Source organism: Dyadobacter ginsengisoli DSM 21015 (assembly GCF_059568735.1).
In genome coordinates this window covers 311,425-327,986 of sequence record NZ_JCANTY010000001.1, presented here as the reverse complement: position 1 = coordinate 327,986, position 16,562 = coordinate 311,425, and the positions used below count along the sequence as shown (strand labels likewise).

Annotated in this window: 8 protein-coding genes; 2 read left to right on the top strand and 6 right to left on the bottom strand. The window is 49.7% G+C overall.

Annotated elements, in window-relative coordinates; genetic code table 11:
* Positions 1-413 precede the first annotated feature (413 nt).
* Entirely contained in the window at positions 414-2,801 is a 2,388-nt protein-coding gene (locus BP71_RS01050) for an ABC transporter permease (protein WP_496375680.1), read from the top strand.
* Positions 2,802-3,291: 490 nt separating this feature from the next.
* On the opposite strand, the gene BP71_RS01045 is transcribed toward BP71_RS01050, so the two are convergent.
* The 6 genes from BP71_RS01045 to BP71_RS01020 form a co-directional block, all read right to left on the bottom strand.
* Complete coding sequence (locus tag BP71_RS01045; protein ID WP_496375678.1) at positions 3,292-4,806, bottom strand: DUF4955 domain-containing protein; 1,515 nt, start codon at positions 4,804-4,806, stop codon at positions 3,292-3,294.
* Between the two features lie 69 nt (positions 4,807-4,875).
* Entirely contained in the window at positions 4,876-5,919 is a 1,044-nt protein-coding gene (locus BP71_RS01040; protein ID WP_496375676.1) for a hypothetical protein, read from the bottom strand.
* Positions 5,920-5,949: 30 nt separating this feature from the next.
* Entirely contained in the window at positions 5,950-6,648 is a 699-nt protein-coding gene (locus BP71_RS01035; protein ID WP_496375674.1) for a hypothetical protein, read from the bottom strand.
* Between the two features lie 41 nt (positions 6,649-6,689).
* Positions 6,690-8,234, bottom strand: a complete 1,545-nt coding sequence (locus BP71_RS01030) for a RagB/SusD family nutrient uptake outer membrane protein (RefSeq protein ID WP_496375672.1) — start codon at positions 8,232-8,234, stop codon at positions 6,690-6,692.
* An 11-nt stretch (positions 8,235-8,245) separates the two neighbouring features.
* Entirely contained in the window at positions 8,246-11,410 is a 3,165-nt protein-coding gene (locus BP71_RS01025) for a SusC/RagA family TonB-linked outer membrane protein (RefSeq protein WP_496375670.1), read from the bottom strand.
* Positions 11,411-11,670: 260 nt separating this feature from the next.
* Complete coding sequence (locus BP71_RS01020) at positions 11,671-15,831, bottom strand: hybrid sensor histidine kinase/response regulator transcription factor (protein ID WP_496375668.1); 4,161 nt, start codon at positions 15,829-15,831, stop codon at positions 11,671-11,673.
* Positions 15,832-15,947: 116 nt separating this feature from the next.
* Here BP71_RS01020 and BP71_RS01015 point away from each other — a divergent pair, with 116 nt between their 5' ends.
* The gene (locus BP71_RS01015; RefSeq protein ID WP_496375667.1) at positions 15,948-16,520 is read left to right on the top strand and encodes a PhnA domain-containing protein; all 573 of its coding nucleotides are present in this window, start codon (positions 15,948-15,950) and stop codon (positions 16,518-16,520) included.
* The last annotated feature ends 42 nt before the right edge of the window (positions 16,521-16,562 follow it).

The following is a 16,562-nucleotide window of genomic DNA, read 5'->3' as shown; positions in this document are numbered from 1 at the left end:
AAAGATATTTCAGGAAAAAGCTTCCGGAATAAAGTCCGACAGCCCACAACTTGCAGCCATGCAACAGCTCCCTCGTGAAGGGGATGCTATCTACATTTATTAACTGCACGACGCTGGACACCCGGCGGTTAGGGCATTCCTTGAAACACCCTTGGAAGTTGCCAGGGTGAGAGGCAGAAAAGGGGAACGAAGAGGCGGTCTTTTTACTAAGCAGGGAAAAAAGCTATGCTAGCCGAGATGCATTACAAGGAAGAGAAATTGGGAGTTGACCAGATTGCAAAACAACAGGCGCATCCAAGATGACACTTTACAAATATTTACTTCCAGGTGGTGTTGAAATCAGTGCTTATCAAAGTAGAAAGGTACGGAATTAATCAAAGTACAGTCGATTTGAATGTAGAGAAACGGTGTATATGCTAAAAGAACATTTCTTAACCGCCTATCGGTCATTGACCAAACAACAAGGTTATAGCCTCATCAACGCTGCGGGGCTTGCAACAGGACTTGCAACAGTAATGCTAATCTTGCTTTGGATTAACCATGAACTTAGTTATGATCAATTTCATACGAATCATGACCGCATATATAAGGTAATGGCTAATTTATCTCCCCCAACAGATGGAGTTCAAACTTACGAAGCGGTACCGTTACCTATGGCGGAATCCTTAAAAAGAGAGGTTCCAGGGGTAGAAAAAGCCGCACGATTTTCATGGGGAGAAAAACTCCTGTTTTCTTATGAAGAAAAAAATATCCCCGAACAAGGCCGGGCCGTTGATCCTGATTTCTTAAATATTTTTAGTTTCCCCCTTATTAAAGGTGATCAGGCTACTGCTCTGACGGAGCCAAATACATTGATTATAACTGAGGGGCTGGCGCGTAAATACTTTGGCCAATCAGACCCGATAGGAAAACTGATCCGCATTGACAAATCCCAAGATTACAAGGTGGTTGGCTTGATAGCGGATGTTCCTTTGAACTCAACGCTTAGATTTGACTATTTAAGACCATTTCAACCCCTGGAAATACAATCAACGGATTGGACGGTTAATGCCATACAGCTTTTTGCCAAGCTTGCCCCAAATGCTGATCCAAAGGATGTGACCGCCCGACTTAATCATATGGCCCGCAGAGATCTCCCTAAGCTTGATAACAGATCTTTTTTCTTACACGGATTAAAAGACTGGTATTTAAGAACTGATTTTAAGGATGGCAAATACAACGGAGGTGGGCGCATCACTTACGTACGGCTTTTTGGTATTATAGCAACCTTTGTGCTTTTGATTGCATGTATAAATTTTGTGAATCTATCCACAGCCAAAGCATCCCGAAGGGCAAGAGAGGTAGGTGTACGTAAAGCAATCGGAGCAAGTCAAGGTACTTTAATTACGCAATTCCTGAGTGAATCAATACTTTTGACTTTTGTGGCCGGAGCTGCTGCACTTGGATTATTACTTTTAACGTTACCTTTTTTTAACGGTTTGTTGGAGAAGCCGTATTTTAACGCCCCCTTGGAAAGAAGCATATTTATAGATTGGGGCAATCCCTGGTACTACATTGTCTATGTTGGTATTTTATTGTTTACTGGATTGATTGCTGGCTTGTACCCGGCTTTTGTTCTGTCATCTTTTAAGCCAGTAAAAGTGCTGAAAGGTTTACCTATCCAAACTGCTGGTGTCTGGCTTTCGGCATCTACATTAAGGAAATCTTTGGTAGTGGTTCAGTTTACTACGGGCATTCTACTGTTAGTGGGAACCGCGGTAGTTTATAAACAAATCAGTTTTATTCAAAACATAAATCTGGGATATAAAAAAAGCAACGTAGTATTTTTTAATTGGCGAAATATGGATTTCAGGCATTTGGATCATGCCAAGGAAATGTTTTCCAAGATTCCAGGTGTAAAAGCTATAACACTTGTTAATACCGATTTTTTAGGGCTAAGTGCTAAAATGTATCCGGAATGGCCCGGGCAACACAGCAATGAGAAAGTCTTAACAGGAATTCTTAATACTGATTACAATCTTTTGCAGACAATGGAAATACAGCTCAGTACCGGGCGCAATTTTTCCCCAAACTATGGAACGGATAGTATGAACGTCCTCTTAAATGAGGAAGCAGTCCGGCGAATGAGATTTAGCCAGCCAATTGGACAGCCAATCACCGTAGATGGCGTTTCCGGAACTGTTATTGGTGTGGTTAAAAACTTTCATCTTTCCTCTGTTTATTCAGCCATTGAACCGATGATCATCCGTTATCGCCCACAAGAGACACAATTAATTTTTGCCCAATTAGATGGGCATAACATATCCGGAACAATTCAGGACATGGAAAAAACATACCAGAAGCTTTTGCCGGGTTTCCCGTTAAACCATATTTTTTTGGATCAGGGGTATGATTGGATCTATCGCAGCGAAAAGCAGATAAGTACGCTGGCAAATTGGTTTTCAGGCTTGGCTATCTTTATTTCCTGTCTTGGCTTGTTTGGCCTGGCTACTTTTTCCGTCGAACGCCGCACAAAAGAAATTGGTGTGCGAAAAGTCTTGGGAGCGTCTATCTTGAATATTTTTACCATCATTTCAATAGAGTTTATCATACTGGTTTTGATTGCTATTGTACTAGCGGCGTTCCCTTCCTGGTACTTCATGAATGATTGGCTAAGTCAGTTTGCTTATAAGGTTGACTTTTCGTGGTGGATGATTGCCTTTGCAGGCATAATATCGGTATGCATAGCCCTATTCACTATAAGCTTTCAGGCCATCAAAGCGGCCTTAATAAATCCTGTGCAATCATTAAGGAGCGAATGACCAGTTGAAGGATTAGGTTCTTACAACCGGGGCGAAGGCCTAGAGAATCCTCTACACGAAAATCGTGACGGTTTAGCGGTCAGCCGCCGCTGTCCGTTCTTTTAATTTAACCCTAAATGGATATAATCGACTATCTCCCGACACCTTCAAATGCCTCAAACCACATTTGTGAGGCAAAGGCGGTGTGTCTCGGGTAGGCTTGCCCCGGCGATCCTCATCCCGTCAAACTCCTCTATTCATTTCCCCGGTATGCTACTGCCAATGTCACCATCGGCAATCAGCAAAAGACCCTGGCTGTCAATCTGGGATTTACTTATCCATCGGGTTACGAGGTGTCGGAACTTGCATTCATTGGTAAAGATTCAACCGCTGAAAAGGTCAATCCCGGTAAGGGTGTCAGAATCGATGAGTTTATCGATATCGACGTGAATGGGGACCTGAACATCAAAAACCCGGAGGGACAAGATGCCGCGGAATACCCGCGACATTCCTATTTGGACCGAAGCCGCCATTCGAGCTGCGCCTGGAACAATGATTTGGGCCAGACAGCCTTTCCCTGCGACTCGTTCACGCCATAATTACTCAACCCGACCGGATGATCGGAACGAAAACCGGCGAAGACAGGCTTTGCGATGGTATAATTTCTCCGTCGGCTCATATCCCAGAAATCATACGATTGATCTTTCCCGGAACGGTGGTAAAAGTTCCAGAACACCAGGTCCCGGCCGTGGTGCGGATGCCCCTGCTCAGGTCCTCCGAGATTATAGAACACCCCCCCGTCGATATCATCGAACAGCGTCGCCATAGGCTGGCCTGAATGGCTGTCGATATTCTGGTCAACGCCCAGGGAACAACCGGTAATGACCGTACCGGAAGCGCTGTAACCGACTCCCGGCCCGTGGTGCTGAGCGCCATTGAAACGGCAATTTTTGATCAGCACGCCATAGCCGGTCCGGGCATGAACCGACGCATGTCCCTTTTTACCTTCGAATGTCAGGTTCTCGACCGTCATCTGATAACCGGAGCGGATGAAAATACCCTCGTTCCAATCCCGGAAAACGCAATTCCGGACCCAGCTGTTTTTGACATACTCAAAACCAACAGCTTCCCAGGCATAGTCGTGAATGGCGTTTTTATGATGGACGAAATCTTCGGGATAGTTTTTCCAGTTGCTGCTGAAAAGAATGTCTTCCACCCCGCATTCTTCGATCGGGGTAAAGTTCGCCAGTTCGAAGGGGTAATCAGGGACGATCCTCAGGTCGAAATGTAAAGGATTGACAAACTTCACTTTCTTGTCATCGATCTTTTCAATGGTGTGTATTTCAAATATCAGCATCCCTCCTTTCGGGCCAAACAGGCGCGTCCATTGCTCCTTTAATGCAAGAGGCGCGAAGTATTGCCGGGTAAATGCCTCGCTGCGGTGCCGGATCACGACGTCCTGCCCGGGTTTTAATGCCGAGGCATCAGCGACTTCCACCCAGAAACTTTCCCTGGGAACGTCGGCAGCAATGGTGGTGAGCGTGCGGCTTTCCATTTTTTCCGGTTTGAAAAGGAATTGCCGGTTGTTGAGCCTCATTTTATCCTGGTAAATTTCGGTACCTCCCGCTCCGCTGCCGCTGCCTTTCAGAACGATGTTACTGTGCGTAATCGAAATCCGCTTTTCGGGACTTTCGTCCGGAGCGATGATATACTTGCCCGGGGGAAAGAATACAACACCTCCACCCGGATTTTTTTCCGCATCGCGGATGGCTGCCTGTATCGCATCGTCGTCGTACCGGTCATCATCAGGTATAGCCCCGTAATCCGTCACATTGAATTTTTTGCGGCCGGAAACATCGGGAACCGCCTTCTCAGAAAAGTGATAACCAGCATAGGAGAAATCCGGAATGCCTTTTGATCTTTCTTCACCTTTCGCTTGCTGAAACGCCTTCCAAAGCGGCGAAACGTTAGCCGATTGTGGCCCGGCAATGTCCCGAGGCCCGGATTCCTGGGCATAACCATGCATTGGCCCCAAAGCAAAAATTACCAACAACAGTTTTCTTGTACACATATTGAAAAGCAATGCAGTAAATATTTATTTCAGAATGGTCCCGTCGGTAGTCACGTAGGCATTGTCGATGGCGATGGTCGGGGATGTTTGTCCGGCGCTGTTACTGCAATAGTTGATCCGCCACTGGTTCACGTAGATGTCGTCTTTTGAGTTGTTCGATGTCCTCCACTGACGGACCGCATCCGTTTTCAGTATTTCTGTCCCGCCCATGTACACGTGTACCTGATAATCTTTATCCATGCTGAGGGATACCTTTTTCTTTTCATTTTGAGCGAACGAGAGACCCGGATGATTGACCGGGACGGTAAAGGCCGTGGTCGTACTGGTAGAGGCATTTCGTTGCTGAAACCTCAAGAAGCCGTTGTATGGCTTTTTGTCTCCGTCTACCGGCAAGCCGCTTGTCTTACCAACGGGGAACCACTCGAACCGGATGTTGTCGATAAAAAGGTTATCGGCGCGATCCGGATCACGGTTGAGCGTCCATTCGTAGTAAAGTGTATTGTCCGCCGTTGTGCTGCCCACTTTGATCGCATCTTTCGGGAAATTGGAAATCCAGCCCACCTGCGCCTCCATACTGACCGGAACCCGCAATTGTGCATCGGCAAAAGCCCGCTGAGCATACCCTCTTGCCGCGGTTGTGGAATTAACCTTTGCTTCCAGCGTCCCGCTTTTGAGCGTCCCGGTACTGCTGTTCATCGTAAAGGTATGCGAGGTCTTTTCAAATTTTTCAAAGTAGTAGGACGACACCCACATCTCCCTGGAGCGGGTCTGTTTTTTACCATTCACATCCACTTCGCAGGTAAGCATGTAACGGCCGGCCTCGCGGGGTGCTTCCCAGGTATTTTCATCGAGCCCCTGCGGCTGGGTGAGCCTCCCTCCCACGGTACTCCACGTGTAGCGGGCCGCAGGAAGGTCATTGGTATTGACACCCATCCAAACCTTCACTTTCTGTCCGAAGAAAAACTCGTCCCCCATGGCGCTTAGTGAATCTATTTCTACGGTGGATGGTTCCTCACAGCCCGTGGCGAAGAGGATCAGGCTCAAAAAAGCTATTTGTATTCGTTTCATGTCTTGGTTGTTTGAATGGTGGAGGTCCGGTTATTCCAGTTTCAGGTCGGTTCGGGAGGGGAAATTGAGCCAGGAATCCAAAACGTGCACGTAAGACCCGTTGGAAGCTTTCAGATTGGTGGTCCGTGCCGCAATCGGGAACTTGTAATGCGTGCTGAAATTATTGAAACCGATGGTGGGGGAACGGTCATTTTTCATCAGGTATAAATTCATTTTGGCCGTGTCACCCTCCGCGTAGGTATCGTACCAGGTGGGCTCGGCGGGGAGGTTGGTCCACGACCAGGTTCCGCGGGCAATGTGGTATAACAACAGCTGCCTGACCTGTTCTTTGGAATACTGGGTTAATGAAAATGCCATCAATGTGCTGTCGCCCTGCTCCGGCTTCTGCGGGTCATAATCCGGATTCGGCAGCCTGTGTGTTTGAAAATAGCTAAGATCCGTTTCCGTAGCGGAATTGAACGCAGTATTCGTCAGGAGCGCGTAAGTACTGTTTGCTTCGTTGTACCTGTCCGCAATGCCCGCGTGTTCTATGCCCTCCAAAAGTATACCGAACAAATCCGGACGGGACTTGATGAAGTCCAGGGGTGTCATTTTCAGCTCATTGCTGTACTTGCCGGCATCTTCGTCGTAATCGTATTTTTTCTGAAGGTCAAGTCCGGCTAGTTCACAGCCCGTGAGCAGGGTAGTGAGCGCCAGGAAAACGGCTATAATGTATTTGAAACGGTTCATATAGTCTGATTTTTTAATTAAATACCTGATGGGCAATGCCTTTACCCTTCGGTATACGGCTTGTTCTGCTGTCCTTTCAAGGCAGGGTTAGCCTCAAATTCACGGTAATAGATCGGAAAAAGCGCTTTGCCTTCATCTCCGAAGCCGGTGACGGTCGCATTGGCGTCTTCCTGTCGCTGCCGCATGACCGGGTCCATTACCTCAATGAGCCGTTTCGTCCTGATGAGGTCGAACCAGCGCTTCCCTTCGCACATGAATTCCAGCTGCCGCTCTTTTAAAATGAGCCATTCCACGGCTTTTGGGTCTGCCGCGTTCACTTCGGTGGTGGCATCGGCAAGGTAACCGACTCTTTTTCGGATGCTGTTCACGATCGCCAGCGCTTCCTTCCCTCGGCCCAGGTGGTTCAGGGCCTCCGCACGGAGCGTGAGCACATCGGATAGCCGGTAAACGGGCATTTGCACAAAGCTTTCATTGGTAGAAAGCACCTGCCAGTAATCTGCATCGGCTGTGGCACGTGCGGGAGTTACCTGGCTGTACTTGGTACATTTTTCAGTACCTCCCAACGTGTAATGGTTATAACTGATCGGAACCCGGTTGCCATTTCGCCAGATCTTGACAGTGTCCATTACATTCCAGAACCGGCCGTCTTTTCCTTTTCCCGAATAAAGCCGGTCGATAAACTCATTGAAAATTGTGCGGGATACCTTATACGTATTGTTGGTATTGGAAGCCCCCACCCGCTGCGCCCAGGAATTGGCGCCATCGGAAAGGTCGGTCGACCAGTTCATGGTGAAAATGGATTCCGGCGAATTGGCCGGGGCGGTAAATTGCTCTTTCCACGCTTTCTCGTCAGCGACAAGGGCAAAACTGGCATTTCCGACAAAGTAGTCGGAGGCGGCCAGAGCTTTTTCATATTCCCCGAACCACAGGTGTACGTCGGTTTTCAATGCCCGCGCTGCACCCATATTGAAAAAAAGTCGCCGGGTCCCCGTAACGTCCACACCCATTTTCCCGATGGCCATGTCCAGGTCGGCCAGAATTTGTGCTTTGATGGTTTCCACCGGTGTCCGGCCCACGCGGGTGGCAGCCAGATCGCCGGTCCACGGTTCAGTCACGAGCGGCACCGCACCCCATACCCGTATCGCGTAGAAGTACATGAGCGCCCGCATGCCGTGCGCCTGTCCTACCTGGTCGTTATAATCCGCCGGCAGCAGGTTTGGAATACGGGGGAAACGCTGGATAGCCACATTGCACCGGTCGATTACTTTGTACAGATTCTCCCAGTCCCACTGCGATTGCGAAGCGTCGATGGCGTTCATATACACCCGCGTGTCGCCGTACCCTGTATTCCCATAATTGTCGGAACGGAGGTCGCCCCATTCCAGATGTGCGGCCGAACTGCCGTTTAATGCGCCCTGGAACTCGTCATAAAGGCCATTCATCCAGCTTCGCATATCGCCTTTGGTGGCAAAAAAAGTATCCGGCGAGAGCTCTGCCAACGGGGTGCGGTCTAGATAGCCTTCACACCCCGCCAGCAAAAGCAGGCAGACGGACCAGGTCAGTTTATTCAAATATTTAATCCTCATCTCTGTATGGTTTAAAGTCCGATATTGATACCAACCCCTATTTCTCTCTTGCGCGGATACGTGGCTGCATCACGTCCGGGCGTGAGTACTCCACCGCCGATCTCCGGGTCGTAGCCCGAATAGTTGGTCCAGGTCAGCAGATTATTCCCATACACGTACAGCATCACATTGCTCATACGCGCCTTGCGCACCAATGAACTGGTGAGTTGATAGGACAACCGCACATTTCTGAGCCTGATGAACGATGCATCTTCAATAAATGCACTGCTGAGCTCGCGGTAGTTGTAGTTCCGGTCGTTGCCGATCCAGTACCAATCCGTGATCTGTCCGGGATATTTCCATCCGGTACGCACGTAATCGGGGTGCTGGTTGTGCAGGTTCCCACCCCAGGAAGCATAGGAATGCATGAATTTGTTATAGATCTTTCCACCCCATCTCGCATACATATTGAATGAAAGACTCCATTGTTTATAGGTAAACATGTTGTTCCATCCCAAATCCCATCGCGGCTGCGCATTGCCCAGAAACTGCCGGTCCGAATCGTCGATCTTGTTGTCGTAACTGCCTTCGGCATTGGGCAGGTTCTCCCAGATCACATCCCCGCCGCGGGCCACAATACCATTGACTGTGATCTGCTTCACATCCCCGGCATAAGCGTCTCCATTGGGAAGCTGGTAGCCCTCCACCGTCGGCTGTCCGTTCTGACCGATGATCACATTGCCCTGGGCATCCCGCGCCACTTTGGGCGTTAATCGTACCGAATAATCTTCGGAGTATGCATTACTGGCATCGTACTGATAGATACCCAGCTGCTGATAGCCGTAGAAGTTACCCGCGGGCATTCCCGCCGCAACATACCAGACATTATCCTGTAAATAGTTTTCACGGGCCAGGTTGGTGATCTTGTTCCGGTTCCTGGCCCAGTTGATGGTAGTTTGCCATGCAAAATCCCTGGTTCTTGGAATGGGATAGCCGGAAACCGACAGTTCGAGACCCTTGTTCTCGATACCCGCCAGGTTCATTTTCATATTGGAATAACCGGTCTGCGTAGGCAGGTTTACCGGCACGATCAGGTCACGTGTGGTTTTCACGTAGTATTCCCCTGTGAAACTGAACCGCCCGCTCAGGAAATTGAGATCAAGGCCAAAGTTCGTGGAGCGGGATTCCTCCCAACGTACGTTCGGATTTCCATAGGTGCCTACCGCACTCACCCCGGCTTGTCCCATATACGGGTGCCCGGATTCGTACCGCGTCTGGGCTTCGTAATAGCTCAATGCACGATCGTTTCCACCGGTGCCATAGCTCACCCTGATTTTACCTTCGGAAAGTACGGGGGCGCTCCACAGCATGAAGCCCTCATCGGAGAACCGCCAGGCCGCGGACACCGATGGGAATACCCCCCAACGGTTGTTTTTCCCAAATTTGGATGAACCATCGGCACGCAGGATAGCATTGAGGATATAGCGGTCCTTGAACGAATACCCCCAGCGTGTAAATGCGCCCACAATGGCATAATCCTGCGCGAAGGTCTGGGTCTGTGAGAGGTTAAGCGTCCCCAGGTTAATGGTCGTCAGACCACTTTCAGTCACATATCTTTGGGCTCCGAAATCCAGGTTTTCGGTTTTACCGTTCTCTATACTTCCGCCCACCATGGCATTCACGCGGTGATTACCAAAGGATTTATTTGCTGAAAAATAGGCGTCACTCAGGACAGACCATCTCCACATGGTCTGGTCGCGCCCGGTACTTTGCCGCAAGTCTTCACTTCCGTTTGAATCCAGTTCCTTTCCGACAAACTGATTGTTGCGGCTCAGTAAAACATTACCCGTCGCGCTGGCCCTGAATTGAAGCCAGTTGTTGAACTGGTACTCGAGGAATTCATTGAAATTTCCCTCATACCGTTTGGTGATGTTTTTTCGCTCATAGATTTCCTGCACCGGGTTCCGCTGACCGCCCATGGCGTAGATCGGCGCCAGAGAGCCGTCGGGGTACCAAACAATGTAATCCGTGATCCTTTTAAGCGCCCAGCCCAGCACATTGCCTTCGTTGATGTTGTTGGTTTTCATGTATCCCAGGCTCATCCGCGTTCCGAATTTGAGTTTCGGACTGGCCTGGTAATCCACGTTGATACGCATGTTGGCCTTGTTGTTGTAGCTGGTCAGGATGACGCCCTCTTCCCCGATGTAGTTAAGCCCGGTAAAGAATTTGATTTTATTGCTTCCGCCGCTGATACTAAGCCCCAGGTCGTTACGCACCGCAGTGCGGGTCAGCAGATCCTGATAGTCATTACTGGTACTGCTGATAAGCCCAACGGAATCGGGGTTGGCATTGTACTTTTCGAGTACCGTCCCTCTGGTGGAATTGTTGTTGAGCACCCGCTCAAACTTATTGACCTGCGGAAGCGTGTTGGCAATGGTATTGTAACTTCTCAGATACCGGACATCGATGCGCGGCTTACCCTCTTCCCCCGATTTGGTGGTGATCAGTACCACCCCGTTGGCCGAGCGCGAACCATAGATAGCTGCCGAAGCCTGGTCTTTGAGAATATCGATCGATTTGATGTCGTTCGGGTTGATCCCGTTGATGTCGGGGACGATCATGCCGTCGACGATGTACAACGGCTGCACGCCGTCATCGGAAAAGGTGGAAGCGCCCCGGATGATGATGTTGCTCCCTGCGCCCGGCGCTCCGGAATTGCTGCTGATCTGCACGCCGGCAACGGCACCCTGCATGGCGTCGAAGACATTTACCGCCTGCCGTTCGGTGATCGTTTTTTCCGAGATCGACCCTATCGCGCCGGTAATGTCCCTTTTCGACTGGCTGCCATACCCTACCACCACTACTTCTTCCAGCGCCTTGTGGTCGGCCTGCATCACAATATCTATCGTTTTACGGTTGTCGATGACCGCTTTTTGCATGATATAACCCACAGAGGAAAACACCATGACCTTGTTGCTGCCCGACACTTCAATGGAATAGATACCGTCGGCGTTGGTAGAGGTACCTGTCATGGTGCCTTCGATCAGTACATTCACCCCCGGCAGGACGACGCCGCTTTCATCAGAAACCTTGCCTGATATTTTCACCTGCGACCACGCCAAGGACGTCGTCCACAGCAGCAAGAGTGCGGCCCACAGGTACTTCCGTTTTGCCGGATTGCGTACATTTAGATTCATAGCAGAATGGTTAACATTTAATTTATAACAGGGTTGAAAGGATGAGCACGAACACAGCAATGAGGGTCGTCACCAAAACGGCTTCCACCAGTTTCATTTTGATAACCCTCCGACTGTCTTTGTTTTTCAATATTTTTTGCAGCAAAATTTCAATACAATTTTACTGCCTGACCTCCCTTTTTGGGGTGGAAGAAAGGTTCAATTAGGTGGAAGAAATGCTCGGAAAGGGATTTTTTGCGGATTAATGCCTGATTAGTGACTCAATTCTCCGGTTCGGATGCGTGGATGTATGCACTGGGGGATTTACCGAACTGGCTCCGGAAGGTTTTGCTGAAATGCTTGGGGTCGCTGAACCCGACTGTGAATGCGACTTCGGAGATACTCATCTTTTTTTGCTGCAACAGGACCTCCGCTTTTTTGAGCCGGATAGAACGTACCAGATCCATGATGCTGTACCCGGTGAGCATTTTGATCTTTCTGAAAAGGACAGGTCTGCTCATGCCGATTTCGCTGACCATCCCGGCCAGGTTGAAATCCGGGTTCCCGAGGTTGTCTTCAATGAGGGCCATGAGGCGGTTCAGAAATACTTCATCCGGATGTGCAGTCTCCCGCACTACCGGCTCCATGCTTATTTTTTGTTTAAATTTCTCTTTCAGCTCTTCCCGCGACCGCAGCAGGTTCTGCACACGTGTGAGGAGCAGTTTCGGGTAAAAAGGTTTGGTCAGGTAGTCGTCCGCTCCTGTTTCGAGCCCGGCCACCTGATGCGCGACGGTGTCCCGCGCAGTGAGTAGAATAACAGGGATATGGCTGGTCCGCTGGTCTCTTTTGAGCAACCGCGTGAATGCGACCCCATCCATTACAGGCATCGCCACATCGCTGATGATCAGATCGGGCAATATCCTTGTCGCTTCCTCCCACGCCACGGAGCCATTCTGGGCTTCCACGATCTGATAATGGGGCAGCAGAAGATCTTTCAGATAGGCCCGGAGGTCTTCCTGGTCTTCCACGACCATGACCAGCGGCTTATGGGAGTCCGCTTTCCTTTTGTACGTCTCGCCGTTCAGCTGCACGGCAAACTCGCCTCGCAGAGCGTGGTCCGGCTTGCCGGTATATTGAGGTTCCGATCCGGATACGGCTATTTCCTCCTGCGAATAAACCCCGCTTCCCATGGGCAGCGAGATGATGAAACGGGTGAATCCGCCGACACCCCGCGCCGATTCCCGGCTTTCTGCCAGAATGGTGCCATGGTGTAGCTCCACGATATTTTTGCTCAGTGCAAGCCCGATTCCAAATCCCGATTCGTGCCTGCCGGGATTGTCGGCCTGATAGAACCGGTGAAAGATCTTGTCGAGGTCATCGGCGGCAATGCCTATTCCGTCATCTTCCACGACGATCTGTAACATGGCCGGCTGATCGTCCGCAATCCGGGTGCTGATGGCGATTTTTCCTCCCGCGGGAGTGAATTTCACTGCATTCGCAAGCAGGTTATGAAATACTTTCTCCATTTCACCGGAGTCAAACCACAGACCTGGTTCACCGGGCGCAGGTTCGAAATGCAGCAGGATTCCACGCAATGCCGCAAAGCTGTGGAATGAGTCGCAGGTTTTTTGAAGCCAGCCGTTCAGGTCGTGCATTTGCACTTTAAGACACACATTTCCGATTTCATGTTTTTGAAAATCAAGCAGTTGATCAACCAGGCGCAATAGGCGGTTTGTGCTCTCTTTCATGACATTCAGCTGCTTGCGCACGACCGGATTTTCACCGAATCCCTCCGTCAGTTCCCCCATCGGCCCCATAATCAGGGTCAGAGGCGTTCGGATCTCGTGGATGATATTGGTGAAGAAATTGATTTTGGTCTGGTGTAGCTCATTCCTGCGCTTTTTTTCCAGATGTTCCAACTGAAGTTCGTGGGCTAGCTGCACCCTGATTTTATTGAACTTTGCCCAGGTGTAAAGCAATGCCAGAAAAACAACCGCATACGCCAGATAAGCCCAGTTCGTTTTCCATGGCGGTGCCAGAACGGTGATTTTCAGCTGCAAAGGGCTCGAATTCCACAGTCCGTTGTTGTTTGCACCCTTTACCAGCAAGGTGTAGTCACCCGGTTCCAGGTTCATGTAAGTGGCTACCGGCTCGGTCACAACATTCCATTCCTTATCAAATCCCAACAACTGGTAGGCATACCGGTTTTTGAGCGCGTCGATATAGTTCAGCGCCGCGAATTCTATTGAAAAGACGTTCTGGCGGTGATTGAGCGTGATGTGGTCCGTATAGGAAATACTGTTTGCCAGCACCTCATCGCCCGAACCGGCGGTTACGTTTTTATTGAATAATTTCAATCCGGTAAACACCAGCGCGGGTACATGCGGGTTGGCGCGGATGCTATCGGGATGAAACACCGCAATGCCGTTAAATCCCCCGAAATAGAGTATCCCGTCCTTATTTCTGAAAATGGAGTTGGAAATAAACTCCTTGCACACCAGCCCGTCATTTTTGTCGTAGTTAATGAACGAGCCCTTTCCGGTATCGAACCTGGACAATCCGTTTTCAGTGCTGATCCATAAATCCCCCCGCGTATCCTCCCGTATCCCCTGGATGGTGTTCCCAGGTAATCCCGAGCGCTCATCATAATACTTAAAGGTGCCTTTTTCAGGATTGAAAAGGTTGAGCCCCGAACCCCTTGTCCCGATCCAGAGCCGCTTTTTACTGTCTTCAAACAGCGTGGTAACATAATTTCCGCTGATAGATTCCGGCGATTTGGAACTGTGCGTGTAATGAACAAAACCACCTTTGTCGCCCAGTTTTTGCGCCAACCCTTTGGTGGTGCCGATCCAGATCCGCTTTTTCGAGTCCAGCAACAGGGATGTGGCGCTATTGGAAAGTAACCCGGCAGCCGAGCCATTTGCGAATTTGTACTGGGTAAACTTTTTGCTTTGGGGATCAAACCGGCAAAGGCCTCCGTGGTAGGTGGCTATCCAGAGATTTCCTTCCATGTCCCTCACCAGATCGTATATCCGGTCGTCGGGGATGGATGTGGCGTCGTTCGGGACATTCAGGTATTGGGTAATACGATTCTTCTCGATATCCAGGTAATTCAATCCCTTGATCGTTCCGATCCACAGGCCATTGCTGCCGTCATTCAGCAGGCATTTGATCTTCTCGCTGGAAAGCCGCTGATCTTTGGCGCCGTGATCCTGGTAATGACGGACTACCTTTTGGTCCTTATCGACCAGGAAAAGGCCGTTGTCATCCGTGCCGAGCCAGAGGTTGCCTTCGGTGGCTGCTACCATCGGCCCGGCAATCTTAAAGGGTTTCCTGCCATGCCGGTCTGCCAGCCGCAAAGCACCGAACTGCCCCGACAGGGTATTGTGATAATTCACCCCTCCATAGTAGGTCCCCACCCAAAATGTCCCCTCCCGGTTCATAAAGACAGACCTTACCGAATTATCGCTCAATGAGCCGGTTTGCTCGGGTGAATTGGTATGGTGTGTAAAATGCTGGCCGTCCTGAGAAACAATGAACAACCCCGACATACAGCCCACCCAAAAATTCCCTTGTCTATCTGGCTTGATCATTCTGACCGACAGCGATTCCGTATTCAATGACGCAATGGGACGCCATGTGATGACTTTTTCCTTGTGTTTATCAAAAACCGCAATACCCTTTTTTTCGGTACCGATCCAAAGCCTCCCATTCTTGTCTTCGGCAATAGAATTTACCCAATTGGAACTATGGTGCCATAGTGAGTCATTCTTTTCCAGAAAGTAATGTTTTTCGGCAAACTTCCCTCCGGCAGCGCGCGTGATCCGGGTGATCCCAACAGTAGTCCCGATCCAAAGCGTTTTGTCGCCGTCTTCAAATATCGTTTTAACATCATAATAAGGTAAACTACCCTGTAGCGACTTGCTCTTCATCAACCGCTCGAATTGAACCCTCTTCGCATTCTGCATGCGGTTCAGACCCTGCCGCGTACCTACCCACAGATCACCGTAAGAATCCATCAGCAGTGATGACACATTGTTATTGGATAAAGATTGCGGGTCGGTGCTATCCTTTACGATCCTGACAAACCGATCCTTTAACGCATCATACAGGTTGAGCCCTCCGTTCGTACCTACCCATAAACGGCCCTTCCGGTCGGTCAGCAACGCATTGACAGAGTTGGAGGAAAGGGAACCTTTGTCGTCGGGTTGCTTTTTATACACCACGATATTCCGCGAATCGTAACGATTGAGACCGTCACGGGTACCAAACCACATGAATCCCCGCACATCCTGTGTGATCGCATAGACACTGCTTTGGGACAGATTCTCTTCAATGGTCAAATGGTTGAAACGCAAATTCTGCGCCTGCGCAAAAAAACCGGATTCCACCAGGATTAATGAAATGGCCAGGATGATTTTAATGAAGCAGAAACGAACCATCGGAACAATGATAAAATAAGAGGATTAACTATAAATATATTGACGAGATAACTAGCAAGCTACCCTTCAAATGTGTAGCGCCACCTATCTTTGTCGCTTTGCAATACCTTATAACTATGAATCAAATACTAGCAGAAAGAAGCAGCGGCGCCTGCGAGCTATGCAAATCAGATCAAAACGTATCGGTTTACGAAGTCCCCCCGGCGGGTCATCCGAATGATGAAATCGTGGTTTGTAAGCGGTGCCTGGACCAAATCGAAAAACGGGAGCCGATGGACAGTGGTTACTGGCATTTTCTTTCTGATGCCATGTGGAGCGAAATCCCGGCCGTGCAGGTAGTGTCCTGGCGGATGCTCAGCCGCATGAAAAGCGAGACGTGGGCGGCGGATAACCTCGACATGATGTACCTGGATGATTCCGCGAAACAATGGGCCGAAGCGACCGGCGATCATGAAGAAAGCGCAGCCGCAGTATTTCACCGGGACGTGAATGGGAACATTCTTGAAAACGGCGATACGGTTGTTCTTACCAAATCACTCGACGTCAAAGGAAGCTCGATCAACGCCAGAATGGGCACCGTGGTCAAGAATATAAAGATAGTGGAAGCCAATACTGACCAAATCGAGGGCAAGATAGACGGCCAGGTGATCGTGATCCTGACCAAGTACCTTCGCAAGCAGGTCAACTAGCCAGGGAAGTCTCCGGTAAAATGATTTCGAAGTAATCCCTCA

What these genes read in the sequence shown, in the direction of transcription:
- BP71_RS01035 (WP_496375674.1), bottom strand. Translation starts at nt 6,648, where the DNA reads ATGAACCGTTTCAAATACATTATAGCCGTTTTCCTGGCGCTCACTACC.
- BP71_RS01015 (WP_496375667.1), top strand. Translation starts at nt 15,948, where the DNA reads ATGAATCAAATACTAGCAGAAAGAAGCAGCGGCGCCTGCGAGCTATGC.
- BP71_RS01050 (WP_496375680.1), top strand. Translation starts at nt 414, where the DNA reads ATGCTAAAAGAACATTTCTTAACCGCCTATCGGTCATTGACCAAACAA.
- BP71_RS01045 (WP_496375678.1), bottom strand. Translation starts at nt 4,806, where the DNA reads ATGCATGGTTATGCCCAGGAATCCGGGCCTCGGGACATTGCCGGGCCA.
- BP71_RS01020 (WP_496375668.1), bottom strand. Translation starts at nt 15,831, where the DNA reads ATGGTTCGTTTCTGCTTCATTAAAATCATCCTGGCCATTTCATTAATC.
- BP71_RS01025 (WP_496375670.1), bottom strand. Translation starts at nt 11,410, where the DNA reads ATGAATCTAAATGTACGCAATCCGGCAAAACGGAAGTACCTGTGGGCC.
- BP71_RS01030 (WP_496375672.1), bottom strand. Translation starts at nt 8,234, where the DNA reads ATGAGGATTAAATATTTGAATAAACTGACCTGGTCCGTCTGCCTGCTT.
- BP71_RS01040 (WP_496375676.1), bottom strand. Translation starts at nt 5,919, where the DNA reads ATGAAACGAATACAAATAGCTTTTTTGAGCCTGATCCTCTTCGCCACG.